The sequence below is a fragment of the Paenibacillus sp. An7 genome, assembly GCF_009870785.1.
Taxonomy (GTDB): Bacteria; Bacillota; Bacilli; order Paenibacillales; family Paenibacillaceae; genus Paenibacillus.
Genome location: NZ_WTWX01000011.1, coordinates 75,490 through 95,677 on the forward strand (window position 1 = coordinate 75,490; position 20,188 = coordinate 95,677).

At 41.7% G+C, this 20,188-nt stretch carries 16 protein-coding genes; 2 read left to right on the forward strand and 14 right to left on the reverse strand.

Going from position 1 to position 20,188, the window contains the following annotated elements:
* Positions 1-350 precede the first annotated feature (350 nt).
* Entirely contained in the window at positions 351-1,694 is a 1,344-nt protein-coding gene (locus GQY27_RS13900; protein ID WP_201450729.1) for a jacalin-like lectin, read from the forward strand.
* A 253-nt stretch (positions 1,695-1,947) separates the two neighbouring features.
* Here GQY27_RS13900 and atzF read toward each other — a convergent pair whose 3' ends face one another.
* The 12 genes from atzF to GQY27_RS13960 all read right to left on the reverse strand — a co-directional run bounded on the left by atzF (position 1,948) and on the right by GQY27_RS13960 (position 16,437).
* Positions 1,948-3,741, reverse strand: coding sequence for an allophanate hydrolase (gene atzF / locus GQY27_RS13905; RefSeq protein WP_160035381.1), 1,794 nt, complete (start codon positions 3,739-3,741; stop codon positions 1,948-1,950).
* A 46-nt stretch (positions 3,742-3,787) separates the two neighbouring features.
* A complete protein-coding gene (locus GQY27_RS13910) occupies positions 3,788-5,443 on the reverse strand; it encodes a PucR family transcriptional regulator (RefSeq protein ID WP_160035383.1) in 1,656 nt (551 codons plus the stop codon).
* Positions 5,444-5,461: 18 nt separating this feature from the next.
* Positions 5,462-6,763, reverse strand: a complete 1,302-nt coding sequence (locus GQY27_RS13915; protein ID WP_160035385.1) for a cytosine permease — start codon at positions 6,761-6,763, stop codon at positions 5,462-5,464.
* A gap of 32 nt (positions 6,764-6,795) precedes the next feature.
* Positions 6,796-7,023 carry a cysteine hydrolase family protein gene (locus GQY27_RS13920; RefSeq protein WP_236570600.1) on the reverse strand — a complete coding sequence of 76 codons (228 nt, stop codon included), beginning with the start codon at positions 7,021-7,023 and terminating at the stop codon, positions 6,796-6,798.
* A gap of 142 nt (positions 7,024-7,165) precedes the next feature.
* Positions 7,166-9,772, reverse strand: a complete 2,607-nt coding sequence (locus tag GQY27_RS13925; protein ID WP_160035387.1) for an ABC transporter permease — start codon at positions 9,770-9,772, stop codon at positions 7,166-7,168.
* On the reverse strand, positions 9,769-10,452 hold the full coding sequence (locus GQY27_RS13930) for an ABC transporter ATP-binding protein (RefSeq protein WP_160035389.1): 684 nt from the start codon (positions 10,450-10,452) through the stop codon (positions 9,769-9,771). Before GQY27_RS13930 ends, GQY27_RS13925 begins: the two co-directional genes overlap by 4 nt.
* Before the next feature lie 196 nt (positions 10,453-10,648).
* A complete protein-coding gene (locus tag GQY27_RS13935) occupies positions 10,649-11,650 on the reverse strand; it encodes a sensor histidine kinase (protein ID WP_160035391.1) in 1,002 nt (333 codons plus the stop codon).
* Between the two features lies 1 nt (position 11,651).
* The gene (locus GQY27_RS13940) at positions 11,652-12,335 is read right to left on the reverse strand and encodes a response regulator transcription factor (RefSeq protein WP_160035393.1); all 684 of its coding nucleotides are present in this window, start codon (positions 12,333-12,335) and stop codon (positions 11,652-11,654) included.
* Between the two features lie 611 nt (positions 12,336-12,946).
* Positions 12,947-14,161, reverse strand: a complete 1,215-nt coding sequence (locus tag GQY27_RS13945; RefSeq protein WP_160035395.1) for an MFS transporter — start codon at positions 14,159-14,161, stop codon at positions 12,947-12,949.
* Between the two features lie 63 nt (positions 14,162-14,224).
* Positions 14,225-14,665, reverse strand: a complete 441-nt coding sequence (locus GQY27_RS13950) for a MarR family winged helix-turn-helix transcriptional regulator (protein WP_236570601.1) — start codon at positions 14,663-14,665, stop codon at positions 14,225-14,227.
* Between the two features lie 564 nt (positions 14,666-15,229).
* Complete coding sequence (locus tag GQY27_RS13955; protein WP_160035397.1) at positions 15,230-15,991, reverse strand: AAA family ATPase; 762 nt, start codon at positions 15,989-15,991, stop codon at positions 15,230-15,232.
* 86 nt (positions 15,992-16,077) lie between these two features.
* Positions 16,078-16,437: an NUDIX hydrolase gene (locus GQY27_RS13960; protein ID WP_236570602.1), complete on the reverse strand. Its 360-nt coding sequence runs from the start codon at positions 16,435-16,437 to the stop codon at positions 16,078-16,080.
* Positions 16,438-16,556: 119 nt separating this feature from the next.
* On the opposite strand from GQY27_RS13960, the gene GQY27_RS13965 reads away from it, so the two are divergent.
* A complete protein-coding gene (locus GQY27_RS13965; protein ID WP_201450730.1) occupies positions 16,557-17,549 on the forward strand; it encodes an iron-hydroxamate ABC transporter substrate-binding protein in 993 nt (330 codons plus the stop codon).
* Positions 17,550-17,673: 124 nt separating this feature from the next.
* Here GQY27_RS13965 and GQY27_RS13970 read toward each other — a convergent pair whose 3' ends face one another.
* Both GQY27_RS13970 and GQY27_RS13975 read right to left on the reverse strand, forming a co-directional pair.
* The gene (locus GQY27_RS13970; RefSeq protein WP_201450731.1) at positions 17,674-18,579 is read right to left on the reverse strand and encodes an EamA family transporter; all 906 of its coding nucleotides are present in this window, start codon (positions 18,577-18,579) and stop codon (positions 17,674-17,676) included.
* A 215-nt stretch (positions 18,580-18,794) separates the two neighbouring features.
* Positions 18,795-20,150 (reverse strand): LLM class flavin-dependent oxidoreductase, encoded by a 1,356-nt coding sequence (locus tag GQY27_RS13975; RefSeq protein ID WP_160035401.1) that lies wholly within the window; start codon positions 20,148-20,150, stop codon positions 18,795-18,797.
* Positions 20,151-20,188 lie beyond the last annotated feature (38 nt).

A 20,188-nucleotide genomic window follows, 5' to 3' on the forward strand; every position in this document is an offset into this window, starting at 1 on the left:
TTCACCCTCCTCTCATTCTCGAGCATACCCTATACCCCAGACGAGATTCGACCGATTCAATCGCGATTTTGATTAAATGATTGTAAAATCATTGCTCTAAAAGGCTGAAGACTATCCCATTTTTATAGAAAGTGGAAATTATCATATTGATGGTTGCTATGCTGAAATGCTAGATTGAGATCGATTCATACTTTAACTGGAGAAGGATGGTGTGAAATAAGAGAAATCAGTCAATGAAGAAAGAAGGATGGAATGATAACTTCAAAACTATTTACTAACAGCTAACATGTAGTGAAGCTAACACTTAAGTAAAGTATTCAGGTTCAACCTTTTACTATGAGGAGGATAAAATGAATTATAAATCCAGACTACTGCGTAACTTTCTGCTAGCACTAGTATTAATCTTGGCCATTCCTCTTGGTTCACAACGAGCCGCAGCGGCAAGCGAAATAGGAAAGTCCGGTTCCTTTAATGTGCTCAGTTACAATGTAGGAGGTCTGCCCGATATTTTCTCAAGTTCCAATCCCGAGGAATACACAGTGCAAATCTCACCAAAGCTGAATGCTTATGACATCATTAACGTGCAGGAAGATTTCAATTATCATGCAGAGTTGATCTCAAAGGTAAACCATTCATACCTCACCCCAAGCAGCGGCATTGCGGGCTTCGGGAGCGGGCTTAACAGTTTATCTATATATCCTTATCGGGATTTACAGCGTATTACTTGGAATGATCGGCATGGGCTTTTTGACAGCGGAAATGATGAACTGACACCTAAGGGATTCACTTTCATGACATATGAAATCGAACCCGGCGTCAAAATTGACGTGTATAATTTGCACGCCGATGCTGGCTCAGATGAACAGTCCCTTGCGGCACGTCGCAGCAATATTAAGCAGCTATCAAATTATATTGAGCAGCATTCGGAAGGAAATGCAGTGATTGTATTTGGCGATACCAATACAAGGTACACCCGTACAGCAGATAATATCGAAATTTTGATGACACATAACGGGCTGAGAGATCCGTGGGTGGATATCGTGCGAGGCGGTCAAATTCCGCCAGACGGGGAAGCACTGATGGATGAGTCTGATGTGAACGGTCCTGGCTTTGAGATAGTAGACAAAATATTGTACCGCGGAAGCAGCGCACTTCAATTAAATGCAGAATCCTTTCGAATTGAAGACACCTACTTTTTAACGGATACTGGAGAGCAGTTGTCTGATCATTATCCGATTACTGCTGAATTTACCTATACCACTTCTCCAAGCGTACAAATCAGCTCTAGCATAGGTGGATCTGGTGGAAAGGGATTTAATGATTTAGAACAGATTCCAGACGCAGGCATTAAGTCGGTTACCATTCAAAGTGGAAGCAGAGTAAATGGTATATCAACAACATATGGAGATGGAACAACGCTTACACATGGCGGATCAGCCACGGCGAAGACGATAAGTTTGGAATCAAATGAATATTTGACTAAAGCTGTCATTGGAGAAGGTAGCCGTAACGGAGGACAACGGATTTTTTATTTGCAGCTTATCACAAATCTGGGGAACACAGTGACAGGCGGGCAAGCAACTACAGAGCAGATGGTTATCCAAGCTCCGAATGGCTGGTATATTGCGGGTTTTTATGGTAGGGCTGGTGATGAAATGGATCAGCTAGGTGTCGTATATAAACCATTAAAATGAGTATTGGATCAATAAGCGCTTCCCTCGTATACTTTCCTAATTGAAAAAGAAGATATACGCTCCGTTCTGGAGTGTATATCTTCTTTTTTCACTTTTTCTTCAGATATAGAAGTTACCGACTTTTATATAGAGTAATGCATATCTAAATTATCTAAATAAGGTTGCCTCATCCGGTTTCAGATGCTCAGGATAAATGAACTATGATCGGAACACCATTTAGGCTCCTGTCAAATGTTCTTGAATGTAGTCCTTTCTATTGTCCGGTCACTGATACTGCATTCCTCCAACCCACTAATGCAGTAATATCACATAAACTGTCAGCGACATAAGCTTCGCACAAGAATCCAGGAATCTCTCGCCCATCCTCCAGCTCAACTTTCCCGATTCCCAGTGGAGCAGGAATAGAGGCTACGAATTCGCCGAAGGCCGACAAAGGCATTTCCCATATCTCCAGCTGAAGCTGCGCTCCTCCTTCCGTAACTTTGACCATCCCCGGCTTAGCAGGCACGCTGTCCAGCTTAAAAAGGCGATAATTAGGAGCGGTTAATGTCTCCATCACAAAGCGTGCACCTGAAGCTTGCATTTGCTTCTCAAGCGGAAATCCCCGCATATGCAATCCGCATACGGCAACCAGCGTAGTTTCGGTTTTCACGGAAACCTGCTCTAGAGCCGGGCTGTTCCTACTTTCGAATTTCTCCGCTACATACTTAGTCAGATGCTCATGTCCGGAAAGGGCGAAGAATGTAACTCCAAAAGGTAGATCCTCCGCTGCATCATCCCCAGGCATCGCAATAGCGCACAAATCCAGCAGATTGCAATGATTGGTGTAACGCCCCAGTTCACGGTTTGTGTTCAGAGGATCCCGGGCCACATCTTCCCGGCGCCAAGTTCCACCGCAGGTTGGCAGAACCAACACAGCGCTATCCATCATAAGGGCAGTCTTCCGCTTATATTGCTGCAGCAGGTGCATTGCCTGAAATACTGAACTTGCGTCATAGTCCTTGCCAGCACCAGACCTCAATATTAGCTCTGTTACGGCTAGAATACTGCCGGGATGATTCTGGACAAAATCACCCAAGCTAGCCCATCGTTCCGACACCCAGGCACTATCGTATAATAGTTTTGCTGCTTCCCCGAACAAGGAATTATCAATACGTTTGATTGGAATACCCAATGACTCGATCCGCCGTAACGCCCGCTCCCAAGCTTGTTCGTACTCCGCCTCAAACGGTCCAAAGAACAGATCGGTTTGTTCGGGAATCAGCAGTTTTAGCGGAGCCTGCCTAGGCTTTAGCGGGACTGCCTTCGACCAGCTGTCCTGTTCATTTACAAAGCGGACGATTCGGTCCACCGTTAGGGCATCCTGAAGCTGGTTCGTAAATACCGTGACACAATCTATACTTGCCGAAGCAGGGACAACCCCGCCGACCGACCATGCACCAAGACTCGGCTTAAAGCCAACTAGCCGGTTCAAGGCGGCAGGTACCCTTCCTGAACCAGCCGTGTCCGTTCCTAGGGAAAAGGCTGCTTGACCCTGGGCTACGGCGACAGAGGATCCGGAGCTTGAACCGCCGCTGATCAGCTCTGGTTTCAAGGCATTATGCGTTTCACCATAGGGGCTTCGGGTGCCGACGAGACCTGTTGCGAATTGATCCAGATTGGTTTTTCCAACAGGAATAGCCCCCGCATCAATCAATTTTTGGACGACAAAAGCGTGCTCTTTCGGTACGTATTGAAAATCCGGGCAGGCAGCAGTTGTTGGATAGCCCGCTACATCTATGTTATCTTTGACCGCAAAAGGAATGCCCCATAATGGACAATTTGCTCGGTCTATGGCTTCTAGTCGCTTAAGATAAGGTGCAATTCTTTCCATGTTGGGAGCTTCAATCCATATGTTCATCTCTCTATCCTCATTCGCACGCTCTATAATTTCCTCAATAACCTGGATTGGGGTAATTCTCTGTTCTTGATAAAGGTCTATTAAACAGGTAATGGTTAATGACTTGGACAAGCTTGCTTTGCCTGTGAAGGTGCATACGTTTTCCATGACGCTTCCGCTCCATTCTTGTTTAACATGTTTAACTTAAACTAGCTTATGTTTTGCTGAATTTAGCCTGCATGGCATAAAGCTTTATTGCCATTTCCAGCTGCAGGCGGTCGTCTGCGAGGTCAAAACTGATCTGAAGCAGCTCTTCAATCCGTTCTAGCCGGTGCATGACTGTATTGTAGTGAGTAAATAACGCAGCCGCGGTTTTTTTCGCGTTTAAATTGTGCTCCAAATAAGTTGTGGCAGTAAGGAGCAAGGAAGATCCATGACTGCTATCGTAAACGGTGAGAGGTTCAATATATTGATCCCGAAACGAGTTGGCCTCCTCCTCGTCGGAGAGCATATACAGCAGGCGGTAGATGCCAAGCTGCTCCATGGTAACGTGTGGCTGTCTGATTCCCGTGATTTCAGATATCAATGCCACTTTCACCGCTTCCTGGTAACTGTCTTGAACCTGATCAAGCGATAGAGCACCTTTCCCGGTGCATAGAGAAAAAGAAGGCTCATCGGAATGAGTAAACATCAAAGCAAGCTCTTCCCTCACGGAACGCACAACAAAATCAGCATCTGCACCGGATACGATGAATACAAGCTGGTCCCGAATAACAACTCTATGGATATCGTTATGATGTCTTTGGGTGTTCTCCGCGGCATTTATGGAACGCAGATGTATCACCGCCTGTTTAAGTCTGCCCGGGTGTAGCCGCTGATCTAGCGGCCTAGCGAGTATAACGAAAATAGGTACTACATCCGGTAAACAAAAGCCGCTAGCTTCTGCTCTCATGTGAATGTCCTTTAATGTAGGAATACGGCCAAGAAGCCAATCTTGTAAAAACTGATCCATATATTTAGATTCAATCTCCTTGCGCATACGTATGGCCGAAAGCTCCATCCCAATTAGAACACTGACCCTTTCTAGAAGAAGAATATCCATCTTTGAATGCGGATTAGGAAAATCCGCCGTAAACAACACGGCAGATCGCTCCCTTCCATTGGCATGGATAGGCGTAGTTCGAACAGTTAAATCCTCATGAACTACAGTAGTTTTTGCATCCTTCCCAGCCCCAAAATCTATCCACTGGTCAAACGTCTTTCCTTCTAGAATTTCTTCTAATTCAGTCCCTGTTTCAGATGCATACAGAAGACCATTGTCATTGAAAAGAGCGACCGAACGTTTCATGATGGCTTCAAGACAAGCAATAAATTCATCTAGCGGCCTTCCTTCCAACATCAACTGCGACAACTGCTGCACGTGCTGATGCAGCATGCTTAGCATTGCAGTCTCCTGTGCGAGTACTCTTTCCATGGTTTCCCGCTGTACTTCCGAGAACACGGTATGGGGAGGTAACTCGAAAATAGGAAAGCCATACTTTTCTGCCAGTTCGATTGCATCTTCGGGGATTTCAGCGATAAAGCGTTTGGTCTTCACCCCAAGCGCAGCTACGCCTTTTTCAACTAATTTAGGGATCATGCCGGACAACATTTCAGGATTATCCCGAAAAGGATATCCTGTTGTCATCAAAAACTCTCCTGCTTGGGCCCAGTCAGTTATATCGGGAACCTCCATAACATTGGCATGGGTTACCGGATGGCGAAGTCCAGCCTCCCCTGCCCGCAGGCGTATGCCTACCAGATGCGGGAGCCTCAGAATATCTGCACAAGTAAATTCGGTATCTGCAGATTGCAGCAGTCCATTGTTCATATCGCATTTTCCTTTACCTTAACTTTGTTTTTGTGCTGGCTCTATGGCGAAATTTTTCACCGGTTCTGCAGTTGTGAAGAAGCTTGTTTTTGTCAGTATAATGGCTGTATAAACTACACCGCCGGCAATCATGGACATTACGGCAGTGGACAGAAACGGAGCAAACTGGTCTACGATTAGACCAATAAAAGCACCGATCACCCAAGCGGCAAAAGCGGAAATTCGCACCGTTTGGCTGATATCGGCTTTCCTGCGAAGAAAGAGTTGATCGCAAAGGATGATCGCACCGATCGGAGGCACGATAATACCTAGCAAATTAAGCCAGTCAAAGAAATGGTTCCAAGCTCCGGATACGGCAAAGATTGTCCCGATTACACCAAGTACAACAGCTGTTTCCCGCATTTTACGACCCGTCAGGCTGGACCAGCCGACAGACGCGTTGTAGAGGCAGTGGGCACAGACGCTGCCTAAATTCAGGAACAGGAGGAGTATCGAAATGTAGGCAATCATACCGCCTTTGCCGGCTATATATAGAAATAGATCAGAGTTTTGGCTAGCCGTAGCTGCAATCAGGCCGCCGAAAACCATGGCGATCATACAGGCAAGCGGAAATGCTGTAAATGTAGATGCCAGCGCTTGCTTTTTATTTTTAGACCAGCGATTAAAGTCAGCGGTCATCGTTCCAGAATCAGCAAATAGTGAGATAACCATCGTTACGGCGAGTCCCATACTGATCATACCCGTCCCTTGAAAACCGGTGATGGAGGAGAATCCAATGTTCTTGGTTGCATCGTGGACAGCCCACAGTCCAATGAGGAAGAAAAATGGAGCTGATACTGCTCCAATATAGGTGAGTGCTTTTACGCCGAAGAGAGTTAGTACTATATATAGTACACTGGCAATTAATGTGATGAGGAATGCGTTACTGCCAAAAGCATCATGCATACTGCTGCCAGTCATGCCGGTTTGGACTGCAAACCAGCCGATAACGAGCGTAGACAACAGGCCTGACACAACGCGGGCCCCTTTGCTACCAAAGGTAATGGCCGATTGAAGTGAAAAGTTATATCCTTTGTTCGCCGATAGCATTGCTAGAGTACCCACATAACCAAACAGAATGAGATTTCCGATCAGAATGGATAGCATCCCCGTCCAGAACCCAAGACCGCCAACGATGGTCGCCCCCGTAACTGCACTGGTCATAATCATAGGAAATCCGATCCAAATCATAGACACGGAGAATAGACTTTTACGTGCTTTAGCAGGAACAGCGGAGTTTTCATACTCTTCTTCTAGTATCTGCTTTGCCTGTTCTCTCATCGAAATCATCCCCCAAAATGAAATACCAATTTTTATTTCACGGTCTTCTTTTGAAGCTGTCTGAGAGCGGAAATTCCTGACTCGGAGTCAGAGACGGCACCGAAAATCCCGCCCTGCATTGTGATCATATTTAGTGCTGCTTGACAATTAGCTGGCTCGGTCGCTCCGGTGCAGTCTTCAAGAAGAACGCACTCATATCCGCGGTCATTCGCTTCCCGCATCGTTGTGTGTACGCAGACATCTGTCGTAATTCCCGTCACACACTTCGGCTTAAAGCAGCTTAAGGCGGTATGATATTGATTCACATAAATATAAAAATGAAGCTCTGCCTATTCGTTAGAACTAAATCTGAATAAGCAGAGCTTCTTTTATGGATTGAATCTGATGAGCAGCGTAACTGAATTAAATATTTTCTTGTTTTAATGCATCAATGATATTTTCTTTTTTCACTTTGGAGCTGGAATACAGCATAGCCGCACTTACAATCAAAAACACAGCTAAGATGACGTACAGTATACTAAGCCAAGGCAGTGAAAATCCGAACGTGAAGCTGTTCATTGTAGATCGGTAAATGAGGTACATCGCCAGTATACTTATAGGAAGACCATATAGCAGGGACTTGATCCCGTAGAATACACTCTCATAATTGATCATTTTTCTAAACCCTTTTGGCGTCATTCCCATTGATTTCAGCATCGCAAATTCACGTTTCCGAAGCGAAATGCTGGTTGAGATGGTGTTGAAAATATTAGCAACAGATATTAGCGTAATTAACGCGATAAAGCCATATGTGAATACGGACATAAGTAAAACCATCTGTTCTTCACCTTGCCGGTTCTTATACACATTATTAATATAGATATTGTTCTCTTTCATTTCTTCAATAGAATATTGCAGTGCTAATGGATCTGAACTCGATAGGTAAAGTGAGTTTCTCATATTCTTTTTCATACTCTCAGTGACCAGCGTTTTAAAAACCTGATCTGAAACAACGATATTTAGGTTACCCAGATAGGAATGAGTAATACCTAAAGGTAACTCTTCTGTTAATGCAGCAATTTTTATAGGCTCCATACTTGTTTCTTCTTCTGTATCCCAGTCGGTATAATTAAGATCGATCTGATCTCCTTTTCCCAAATAGATCGCTTTTGTTTCCACATATTTTCTTGTTTCATAATCTTCATATCTATTTTGGTTGATTACAATCGCAGCCGGTTCATCAAGATCAAGTAATTGATCATAATCGGCTCCTGCCTTTTCAGCGTATGTCTTTAGATTGATATCATCCAGGGCAGAAATTTGAATATAATATGGATATTTTCCGTCTTTTAGAATACTTTCGTTTTCCTTTAGAGTCTCTTTTAGTTCATCAGCAATGAAAGCTTTATCAATCAAAGAATTTGCTTCTAAAGATTGAATATAATTAGCATCTGTGACAATTGGAAGAGCAGTAATCGAGTTAACCAGCTCAGCTGTTTCTTCTTCAGTATCCAGCTCCATCTGAACTAAAATATCATAATTTAACCCGCTGGAAGATAGTTCAATCGACTTTTGCATCATGGAAGTAAAAAAGGCAATGCTTAGGAACAAAATAATACTGATCACAAGTGAAAAAACAGTCGCTTGGTACCTGCGTTTATTTCTTTTTAAGTTCTTTAGACCAATCTCTGCTTCCATGCCAAATACCTTACGAACAAACTTTGAGGTTTTCACCGCTTTGCGAGTCAGCTTTACATCGTGGGTCTGACGGATCGCATCAATTGCAGAAATCTTAGAAGCTTTCCTAGCAGGTATATACGTTGAGATAAAGATCGTCAGCATCGAAACAAGACAAGTGATAAGAATAGTAGACGGTGTTACTGTGACAGTTAATTTTTCAGAAACTCCTAACACACCTTGAATTAACGGATTTATACACATAAACGTAATCGCAATACCAGCAAGTCCAAAAATGATACCAAGAGGGATACTAATGATTCCAATCACGAATCCTTCAAAGTACACCGAATTTCTTTTTTGTCTTTTTGTTGCCCCTACACTTGCTAGCATCCCTAAATGTCTAGCTCGTTCAGAAACCGAAATCGCAAACGCATTGTATATTAAGGCGATCGAACCGACCATAATAATAGTCATGATGATAGCGGATAATGAAAAAAGCATAGTTCGCAAATCACTGTTACTTGTAACGCCAGAATAACGTAGCAGAGAATTATTATAAACGATTTTTTCAATATGATTGTTCTTAGCTAATTCTTTAGCATGAGCGTACAGCGAGTTATCCACCTTGTTTAAAACAACGGTCGCCGTAACCTTATCTCCTGCTGACATTAGATTTTCATCAAAATAACTTATCGCCGTATATCCAGGTGATTGTGCAGGTTCCCATTCAGGACGTTTTATAATCCCTACCACCGTATACTCCTGGGTTGTCTGGTTTTGAAGCCGTTCATCTATACGATCATTCATTTTACGTAATGATTCATTCTGATTCAGGACGTAGTTTTCAATTTCTTGACCATCAGCAGCAGCACGTTCCCCCACCTGTAAAGTTAAGGAATCTCCAATCTTATAATCCACTTTTGCATTTGAAGCTATTTCTTCAGAGATCACAAGTTCATTCTTTGCTTGTGGAAAGCGTCCTTCCATCAGTTCAATAGGAAACTGTTCAAAACCTTTCTCATTATATGACTTGATATATAGATAAGGCTTATTGTCATTCTGGCTTCCCTCTAAAGGGGCGTATCCCAAATCTTTTGAGATGACTAGTTTTTTGGTAGCCTCATCTGCTTCAATCACATTAAGCTGAGCTTTATTTACATTGTGGTATTGTACATGCCATTCCCCTTCAGTTGCGATACTCTGTCTCTTCATGAGATCAATAAAAGAAACACCGAGAGACGCTACCGCAATAATCATGGCGACCGAAATAATGACGCCCAAAATGGTAACCAACGTTCTACGTTTGTTTAATCTTAAATGCCGTAATGTTAATTTATTGACGATATTCACGGACGGATCACCTCATCTTTAGCAATCCTTCCATCTTCTATCGTAATAATTCGATCTGCTTGCAGAGCGATTCGTTCATCATGAGTAATGACAATAAGTGTTTGATTGTAGGTTTTATTAAACATTTTTAGAAGATCAACGATTTCAGCGCTGTTCTTGCTATCTAGATTACCTGTTGGTTCATCTGCTAACATAATGGAAGGATTACTGATGAGTGCTCTGCCAATGGACACGCGCTGCTGTTGTCCTCCTGACAACTGATTAGGTAAATGCCCCAGACGCTTTTCTAAATTTAACAGCTTCACCGTATCCGCAAACTGTTTCTTATCCACCTTATGTCCATCCAGCAGGAGAGGAAGCGTAATATTCTCTTCCACGGTCAATACCGGTATGAGATTATAGAACTGATAAATCAGACCAATTTGTCTGCGCCGAAATATCGCAAGCTGTGTTTCGTTCAAAGCATAAATATCTGTATTATCCACATATACTTTACCGCTCGTTGGCTGATCTACGCCTCCCAGCAGGTGAAGAATGGTTGATTTCCCCGAGCCTGACGGCCCAATGATGGCGACGAACTCGCCCCTTTTCACCGAAAAAGAAACATCATCCAGCGCCTTTACTGCTGTATCGCCTTTTCCGTATATTTTAGTTAGATTTTCTACTTTTAAAATCTCCATATGGATGACCCCCTCTGTTCATGAGATCAGTATATCTACCTTCTATGACTTTCAAGTGACTCTTAAGTGACTTTTTAGTCACTTAAGGATACCTGGCAGAAGAAATGCTCTTTCTGAATTATTTTCATAGTTCATAAGATGGTTAAATATAAATCCAAATATTCTTAACCCATGTAACTACCCGGTATTACAGAATTCAAATGACATGTTTATAAAATTTGATGTGAAACTCGGTTCCCGCTCCAGGCTCGCTTTTTACATCAATCGTTCCATTTTGACTCGTAATAATACTTTGCGCGAGTGCAAGGCCAATTCCTACGCTGTCTTCACTTGCCTGTTTTCCTTTAAAGAACCGCTTAAATAGATGAGGGATCTCCTCTTTTGGTATTCCTTTTCCGTTATCCGAGATGATAATCTCCGTGAAAAGTGCGTTTTCAGCGTATGATATGGTGATTTCTCCGCCAGCTGGCGTATGTTCAACTCCATTTTTTAAAATATTAACAATCGCTTCCGAGCTCCAGTTCAGGTCACCAAGAAAGAAAGTGGATTCTTCTCCATTAATGATAAGTCTTTGTTCCTTGATATCCATCGGAACGAGCACAGGCTCAATTGACTTTTGAATCAGCTCGCTTACCTTAACACGATCCTTTTTAAACTGAGCTGTACCTGCATCTATTTTTGAAAATTTCAGCAATGCAGAAATAAGCCAACCGATTCGATCAAGTTGGGTACTGATATTCCGTACAAACTCTATTCGTTTGTTTCGATCTAGCTCTGGATCACTTAATAAATCGGCCATGACCGTCATGGAGGTAAGCGGTGTTTTGAGCTGATGGGAGATGTCGGAGATCGCATTGGTCAGTTTTATTTTATCTTCCTGTAAAAGAGACCCTTGCTCCGATAACATGAGTGTTACTTTATAGATATCGTTCTTAAGAATGCTAAGCTCACCTTCCTGATTATCACGTATATCCAGTGAATAGTTGCCGCTCGTAATTTCACGAAGATAGCTTGATAACTTAGCAATCTCACGGTACCGGTACCGAGTATATAATATACTGCAAGTGATGAGTACTGCTGCAGTAACAATGGTGATCCACGCGGTTTCCCTTGAAATCACTAGTGAAGTGATAACAGCAATCAGACTGAACGAAGACATAGTCAGAAGTAACATTCGAATTTCTTTATTGCGGAACATTCTAATCACCAACCTTATATCCTAAACCGCGCACCGTTTTGATCAGCTTCGGTTCTTGTGGATTATCCTCTAACTTTTCTCGCAGCCTTTTAATATATACGGATAACGTATTATCGTTTACGAAATCTCCTGCTACATCCCATATCCTTTCTAGGAGCTGCGTTCTAGATAGAACTTGACCAATATGATTCGTAAATATAAGCAGTAAACGATATTCCAGTGCGGTCAGCATAACTTCCTCTCCATTTTTGTATACCTTTCCTTCAAGCGTATTAATTCTCACATTACCTAGTTCAATATAGGTTTGCGGCTTCGCTTGTTTTTGATATCGCCGTAAGACAGATTTAATCCGGGAGAGTAATTCCCGAATTCGGAAAGGTTTTGTTATATAATCATCCGCTCCCATATCTAGACCCATCACAACATTGACCTCATCATCAATCGCAGTTAAAAAGATGACGGGAATATCACTTCGCTCTTTGACGATCTTGCACAGATCATATCCGCTGCCGTCGGGAAGGGATAAGTCAAAAATACATAGCGTTAGCTCAGGTAACTGATGCTGTAACACCTGAACTGCAGATGCCGCATCATAACACAGTACTGTCTCATACTGATCCTGCTGCAAGGAATATTCTAGCCCAGAAGCTATTGTTCTATCGTCCTCAACAAGTAAAATCTTCATTAGCGTTCATCCTAACTTCGATATAATTAGCCTATTTCGATGTTATTCTCTCATAATCCGTTGTATATACCAAACTCAATTTTGTTACAAACTCGTTAAAACTGCTGTGCTTGGACTATAGATTTACGGTAAATAGGTCAGACTCATAAAAAAAGCCGCGAGCTGCGCGGCATACGTATAGTCATTAAGTTTAGCATACCCTTTATAAACTCCCAAGTCGTTCTGCTTGTTCTGCGGAGTCCATCTGAAGCTTAGTAATACATATCAATCGCTTGCTGATAAACTGCCAATCAATTACGGAAAGCCTATCCAATAGTTATAATGACTAGGGTCATCCCGCGATGAATCGGCAATGACGATTTTAATAATCAAAGACCATTGCCGCAAAGCGAAAGTCCTTTTGCTCTAGGCGATACTTTGGTGAGCAACCGAACCATTTTATATAGCAACAAAAAAGCACCGCATATATATAAATGCAGTGCCCGAGACTGTAGACAAACTAGCTTCAACTAGTTTACCTGCAGTATTATTCATTTTATATGATTACAAGCTTAGCTTACATCTTCAGACTCTATAATTTGATTTCTTATAATTTAGTGATCGTTTCCATATTAAACACCTGTCTCTTTAAGCCCAGGAATCCGCTCATCTTTCCTTGCTTTTAGTGAAAGAAGGAAACATAAGAACAATACGATTCCAGCAGAAACGTAAGGGAAGTTCAGATTAACGTCAAACAGAACTCCGGCAATAACGGGTCCTAAAATATTACCCATACTTGTAAACGCAGAGTTAAGACCTGCCACATAACCTTGCTGTTCCATTGCCATCTTAGACATCTGTGTACTGATGGTTGGTCTAAGGATATCAATAGCCAGGAATACGATAAAGGTAACGAGCAAAATCATCCAGTACTGATGAACGAATAAGGTAAGAACAATAAAGAGTGCTGCCATTAAAAGGCAGAATGAGATGACATTTTTTTCACCAAATTTGTTTAAAATCCATCCAAATACCGTCACCTGAACGACAGCACCAGCGATCGAACCAAACGTGATAATTACCGCTATATCTTTTGCAGTGAAGCCGAATTTCTGATCTACGAATAGACCGAATACAGTCTCATAATTGGCAAGGCCAAAAGAGGCGACAAGTACAATAACAAGGGCTAGGAAATACGGTTCACGGTAAGAATTAGCGAGCTGAGTGAACAGATTCTGTTTTGGAAGTTTCACAATTTCTTTCACCTGATCATCAACAATTTGAGGTTTTGATTCTGGTAGTACAATGAAGGTAACAATAGCGGCAATCGTTCCTGCAATAGCTGCTGCATAAAACGGAACCCTGATTCCATATTCAGCGATGAATCCGCCGATTCCAGGTCCAATAATGAAACCTGTAGTAATCGCAGCGTTGATGAGTCCCATTCCCTTACCGCGTTCTTCTCCAGATGTTACATCTGCTGTATAAGCCATAACAGCTGGCATAATAAGTGCTGCTCCGATCCCGCCGAGCATACGTGCAGCAAACAGGAAAAACGCAGTATTGCTAAGACCGAAGATAAGCTCCGATACCGCAAAGATAAGCATACCGCTGATAATTATTTTTTTGCGTCCCCAGTTGTCAGATAATCTTCCTGCAAGAGGGGAGAATATAAGTTGTGTAAATGAAAATGCAGCTACTAGAAGTCCAACGATACTTCCGCTGATGTGCAGTAAATCCATATAAGAGGGCATAATTGGCACAACCAGTCCAATTCCCGTAAATATTAAGAAGATGTTTATCATTAGAAGCAGAATAGCGCCTCTATTCCTTAACATTAAAGACATAATTCTTCTTCCTCCATCGTGTAGTAACTATGTTGTTAGTATCTAGTTCTTATACAACTTCTTTTATTTCTTGTTTTTCTTAATCACTTGATTGATCTCTTCTATCGTATTTGTCATATGAATTAAATCATCAATTTTCACCTTGGAATAATACTTCTCAATCATATGATCTTCGATCTCTACTAACGTATCCATAAATCTCTTACCTTGTTTACCTAACACAATAAATGACTCTCGTCTGTTGTCAGGATTCACAATCTTCGCTATTAAATCTTGCTGTTCGAGCTTCGTAAGTACTTGGCTCACCGCGCTTTTCGTTATATCAAATTCTTGAGCAATCTGTGCTGCAGTCACTCGGTCACGGCGAGATATATAAATCAGAACCACTTCTTGCTGTAAAGTGAGATGAAAATCATCCAGTTCTTTGAACTCCTTAGTAATGAGTACATTAAACTCATCCAGCAAAAGGTTCATACTTTTTACCACTTGTCGGTAATTCTCCAATCGTTTTCTCAACTCCCTTCGTTCATTAGTTTAGTTTACTTAACTAAACCATAATATATGGACATGATGTTTCCTGTCAAACACTTTCTTTCAGTGTTTTTTTTCATCCTATTTTGCGAATGGGGGTTAATTTCGGGTTGCTTTGGAGTTGCTTTTCTTATGTAATTTTGTGATCTCCTTTTGATACAAACTTTCTGGGATAGATTTAGTAAAAGTTAATTATTGAGAGATAGGATATAGATACACTCCTTAGATTTTATTATTATGAATTTTTCATATGTTGAAATAGTATAATTTTATCCGTAACTTTACCCGTAATGATATCCGATTGTTTTCCTTCTGTTTTTAAGTATTTATCGATTTGCCATGTAGAAGACTGATTGAACGCTATGAATTTTTCATCACCTTAAATTCTCTCTATTCACACATGTAATCTGGTTTCTCTCCACAAAAAAGACAATCCTTTTATAGCGAAAAAGATTGTCTTTGCTTTGAGCGCAAAATTTCACCTTATTTACTTTGAACAGGAGAACTCTACCTTAATGGATCTGACTGATTTCCTCATTACTCTCCGTCAAATAACTCACTCAGCATACTTTCTTTGTGATTCATAAACTGTTTCATCACGACATAATGATCTGTCTCTTCGAGCCTAACCTTGTAGGTGCCCTGCTCGGTTAGTTGATAGATGATACTGTCCGGGTAAGCCATAAGTATAGGAGAATGGGTAGAAATAATGAGCTGACTTTTACTTTTTACAAGCTCATGAATACGGGCAAGCATGGACATTTGCCGGATTGGTGACAATGCTGCTTCTGGCTCGTCCAGAATATAAAGACCATATCCACCAAATCGATTCAGAAAAGCAGAAAAAAACGATTCCCCATGCGACTGCTCATGTAATGATTTTCCGCCATACGAATTTTTGAGAGGAGGACCAAAACCCCCTTCTTCATCTAAAGTATCTATGTAAGAAGCCACATTATAATAACTTTCGGCTCGAAAGAAAAAACCATCTCTTGGTTTAGCCCCTCCTCTAATGAGTCTGATTCGTTCATGCAGATTAGAATGTGTTTCTCTTGTAGCAAACTGAAAGTTGCGAGTTCCTCCTTCGGGATTAAATCCGGATGCAATGGCGATGGCTTCAAGTAAAGTTGATTTTCCCATTCCATTTTCCCCTACGATATAAGTTACTTTAGGATGGAATGTCAATGTTCTCAGGTTCCGAATCGCTGCGATGTTAAACGGGTAGGTTAAAGGCTTATGTTGAGTGTCAGGCAATAGATGAAGTTCTCTTAAAAAATATGGATTCAATAAATCATTCATACTCCATTTTATCCTCCTTAAGGGCAAGCATGTAGTTTGGTTCTTGCAAATAAACGATGCTGCATGGAATAGATTCTATCGTTCGTTTAGATCTTTTCATATACGATCGAAAGCGGATAGAATTGCTCCTTGATTATATTTTCGGTAATTTGTTTCAAAATCCGCCCATTACGCAACCCACTCAGATCCATCTCTAAAAGATGATTTGGTTCAATCCACTTATAATCTGTAATACACTCTTCTTCAAGTTGCAACGAACCTCCGATGATCTCTCCCATAAAATGAAACAAGATCACTTGGTCATTCGTTGGGCTTATAAAGTTATAAACACCTGTTGTAGAAGTAAGTTTTACATCCATACCTGTTTCCTCTTTTACTTCACGCAGTGCAGCACCAAGTATAAGACCGGTATAAAACAGGAGCGAACAAGTAATCCTATAATTCATCTCCGCTCTATTAATCGTCACCTTTTTTACAAAAGTACCGCAAAAAAAGAATTGATTTTGTAAATGAGAATTGTTATCATTCATATGTAATAGATAGATAACTAGGGGGAACCACAATCATGAGAAAGAAAAAACTAATGACTTTACTGTCGAGCTTGCTCGTCATATCCGCTTTTTTATCAGCTTGCGGAACGAATGAAGATACTCCTAATCATACCACACCGAATTCGAATACAAATGCAGAAGTACCTGCAACCGATGCTCAAAATACCTCTCAAGATCGTACATTAACAGATGCCGTAGGACATGAAGTGGTTATTCCAGCTAACCCGCAGCGAATTATCGCTTCTTACCTTGAAGATCATCTCGTTGCGCTTGGTGTTAAGCCGGTTGCACAATGGTCTGTTGCGAACGGAATTCAAGAATATCTCCAAACGGAAATTAAAGAGGTACCAACCATCTCGTATGATCTGCCATTTGAAGAAGTGGCAAGCTTTGAACCAGACCTGATCATTATGGATTCTGCGGATATGGCTGCTGGGGAGAAATACGATCAATACTCGAAGATTGCACCCACTTATGTAATCGGTAGTGAAGAGAACAATGACTGGAGAGAAGAACTCCTGAAGATTGGGGAAGTTCTAGGTAAAGATAAAGAAGCACAGCAAGTACTTGATGATTATGATGCGAAAGCAGCCGAAGCAAAAGAAAAACTCGCTGAAGCTGTACCGGGTGAATCCGCTGCTGCAATCTGGCTAGTACAAAAACAGTTCTATATGGTTAGCCAAGATCTATCCAGCGGTACGGTAATGTATGATGACCTGGGGCTTGCTGTTCCAGAAGTAGTCAAAGAGATTTCAACTACTGGTACAGGTAACTGGCTTCCTGTTTCCCTAGAGAAACTTGCAGAACTTGATGCTGACCATCTCTTCCTCATCAACAGTGACTCCGACACAGGTAGTGAAGCATTAAAAGATGATCTATGGAAGAATATCCCGGCTGTGAAAAACGGAAATGTATATGAATTTGGTAAAGATACCAGCTGGCTGTACACAGGCGCTGTGGCAAACTCCCAAATGATCGATAATATACTTGACAGCCTTGTTAAGTAAGATTGTTCTTATGAATTTGAATTGATGATATGTGAGAAAAGGACAAAGGACCCTCATCTACGAGGGTCCTTTGTTGTATTTTCTGAATCACATTCCCGTATTTACTTCACCCAGCTTCTCATCCTTACAATTGGACTGCCGTCTTTTCATAGTGCCCCTGATTTCTGCCGAAAATTTGAGGATATACGATACCGAATAAAATAATGATGATTCCGATCCATTGAACAATGGATACATCCTCTTGCAATATGCAGACGGAGGCAATCACAGCAACGGGCAGTTCTCCTGCCCCTAGAATGGTGGCAAGTCCCGTACTTATTTTCGGTGCTCCGAGGGCAAACAGTAAGACAGGTAACACCACTCCAAAAGTCCCCAATATAAGTCCATACAACCAGTACCCGTCAGCAAACGATACTTCAAGTACTACTTTGGGTGTCAGAATCGTGAGAAGCAAAAGTAAACTGCCTGTCGATGTATAAAAACTTCTTGTAAGCGGTGAAATATGTACTTCTACTCTGCCGCTGAAGAAAACAAAGAGAGCCATCGTCACGGCAGCAGCTAGACCGAATAACGTACCCTTTAGATTTAGTTCAAGTGATTCAACGCCGATAATCCCTCCGGCAAGGAATGTTCCTATAAGCAATAGAAACACAGACACCATAGTAGCCGTGGATGGCCGTTTCCTAGTTACGATCGCCTCAATAAGGACACCAATCCATGTAAATTGAAATAGGAGTACGACCGCAATTGAGGCCGGTATACTTTCTAGTGACAGATAATAAGAGATTCCTGTCAGACAGGTACAGGTGCCAACTCCAGCAAGACGAATAATCTGTTTAAAACTCACTTTTTTCCTAGAGAATAAGAGCATCAGAATTAGCAGTAACATCCACCCAGTCCCAAATTGTCCAAGTGTCAGTTGCCCAAACGTGAATCCTTTCTCATATCCCAGTTTAATGACGGTAGACAAGATTCCGAATGAACACGCTCCTAAAAATACATACATGGAATTCTTCAATATTTGAAACAAAGCGATCCCCCCACGCAAAAACCCCACTTTTTATTGTTTTTGGAAACACGAAAACAATAAAAAGTGGGGTCATACATTTAATATATAAAATTTTATAGCATTACTGAATCAATTTCATATCTCCTAATTAAAGCAACGAAAGGTATAATGAAATTTGGTTCCATTGTAAAGGAAATTGTACCAAAAGTAAACTGCGAGTGAAGATCTTCTTTTAATTATACTCCTGCACTCAGCTCATGCTTTGGCTTAAAATGTCCAAGTTCAGGACGTTCTAGACCAAGATGCTCTCTCAGCGTAGAACCTGTGTATTCTTCTCTAAATAAACCTCGTTTTTGCAGAACAGGAATAGCCAGATTAACGAAATCTTCTAGGTCTCCTGGAAGTACGGGCGGCATAATATTAAAGCCATCGCAAGCATAGGAATCAAACCATTCTTCCATCAGATCTGCCAGTTGCTCAGGTGTTCCCACAAACTGCATATGTCCGCGTGTGCTCAGTATCTTTCTACCCAAATCAAGGATAGATAAATTGTCCTCATAAGCCATTTCCAAGAACAATTTCACTCGGCTCTTCATTCCATTTGAAGCAGCTACTGGATCAGGAATATCAGTAGGCAGTGGACCATCTGCTGGATAGCCGCTCAGATCATACTGAAGGAAACCAGACAAGGCCAGAATCGCAGTTTCTGCAGGGATCAGGTTTTGGAGTTCCTGATATTTTCTTTGAGCTTCTTCTTCTGTTACTCCTAGAATAGGTGAAAGACCCGGCATAATTTTCATCGCACCTTTTTTACGTCCGCTCTTCACCAATTTCTCATTTATTTGCTCATAGAAACGCGTTGCTGCCTTAATTGATTGCTGCGCTGTAAAGATCACTTCTCCATACTGAGCTGCAAAATCCTGCCCTGGTTCTGAAGAACCTGCCTGAATGAGCACTGGATAACCTTGCGGTGGACGAGGTACATTGAGCGGTCCTTTGGTGGAATAAAATTTTCCTTTAAAATCGGCTTCCTTCACTTTTGATCCATCGGCAAATTTTCCATTCTCACGGTCAAGCACAAGCGCATCATCTTCCCATGTATCCCATAATGAAGTAACCGCACCAGCAAACTCACTTGCCATTTCGTACCGTAACCCATGCTCCGGATGTTTAGGTCTGCCATAATTATGGGCTTCTAAATCCAGTTGCGAAGTTACGATATTCCAGCCTGCTCGCCCTCCGCTGATATAATCAAGAGAAGCGAATTTGCGTGCTACATTATAAGGTTCATTATAAGTCGTCGATACGGTTGCCGTGAGACCAATTCGCTCTGTAACCATGGATAGTGCAGACAGCAAAGTAATCGGATCAAGCATACCTGAAGCGGCATACTCCACTTCCCTTACATAAAGTAAATCAGCAAAAAACATCATATCAAACTTTCCTCGTTCTGCTGTCTGTGCTATTTTTTTGTACATTTCAATATCAAACAGTTGTTCCACACCTGAATCTGGATGTCTCCAGCCTGCATGATGATGTCCTGTATAGTAGATAAAAGCGCCTAAATGCATCTGTTCATTTCTTTGTCTCATGTGTTAAACAACCCTTCTGCCATTTATTTGGAATATTA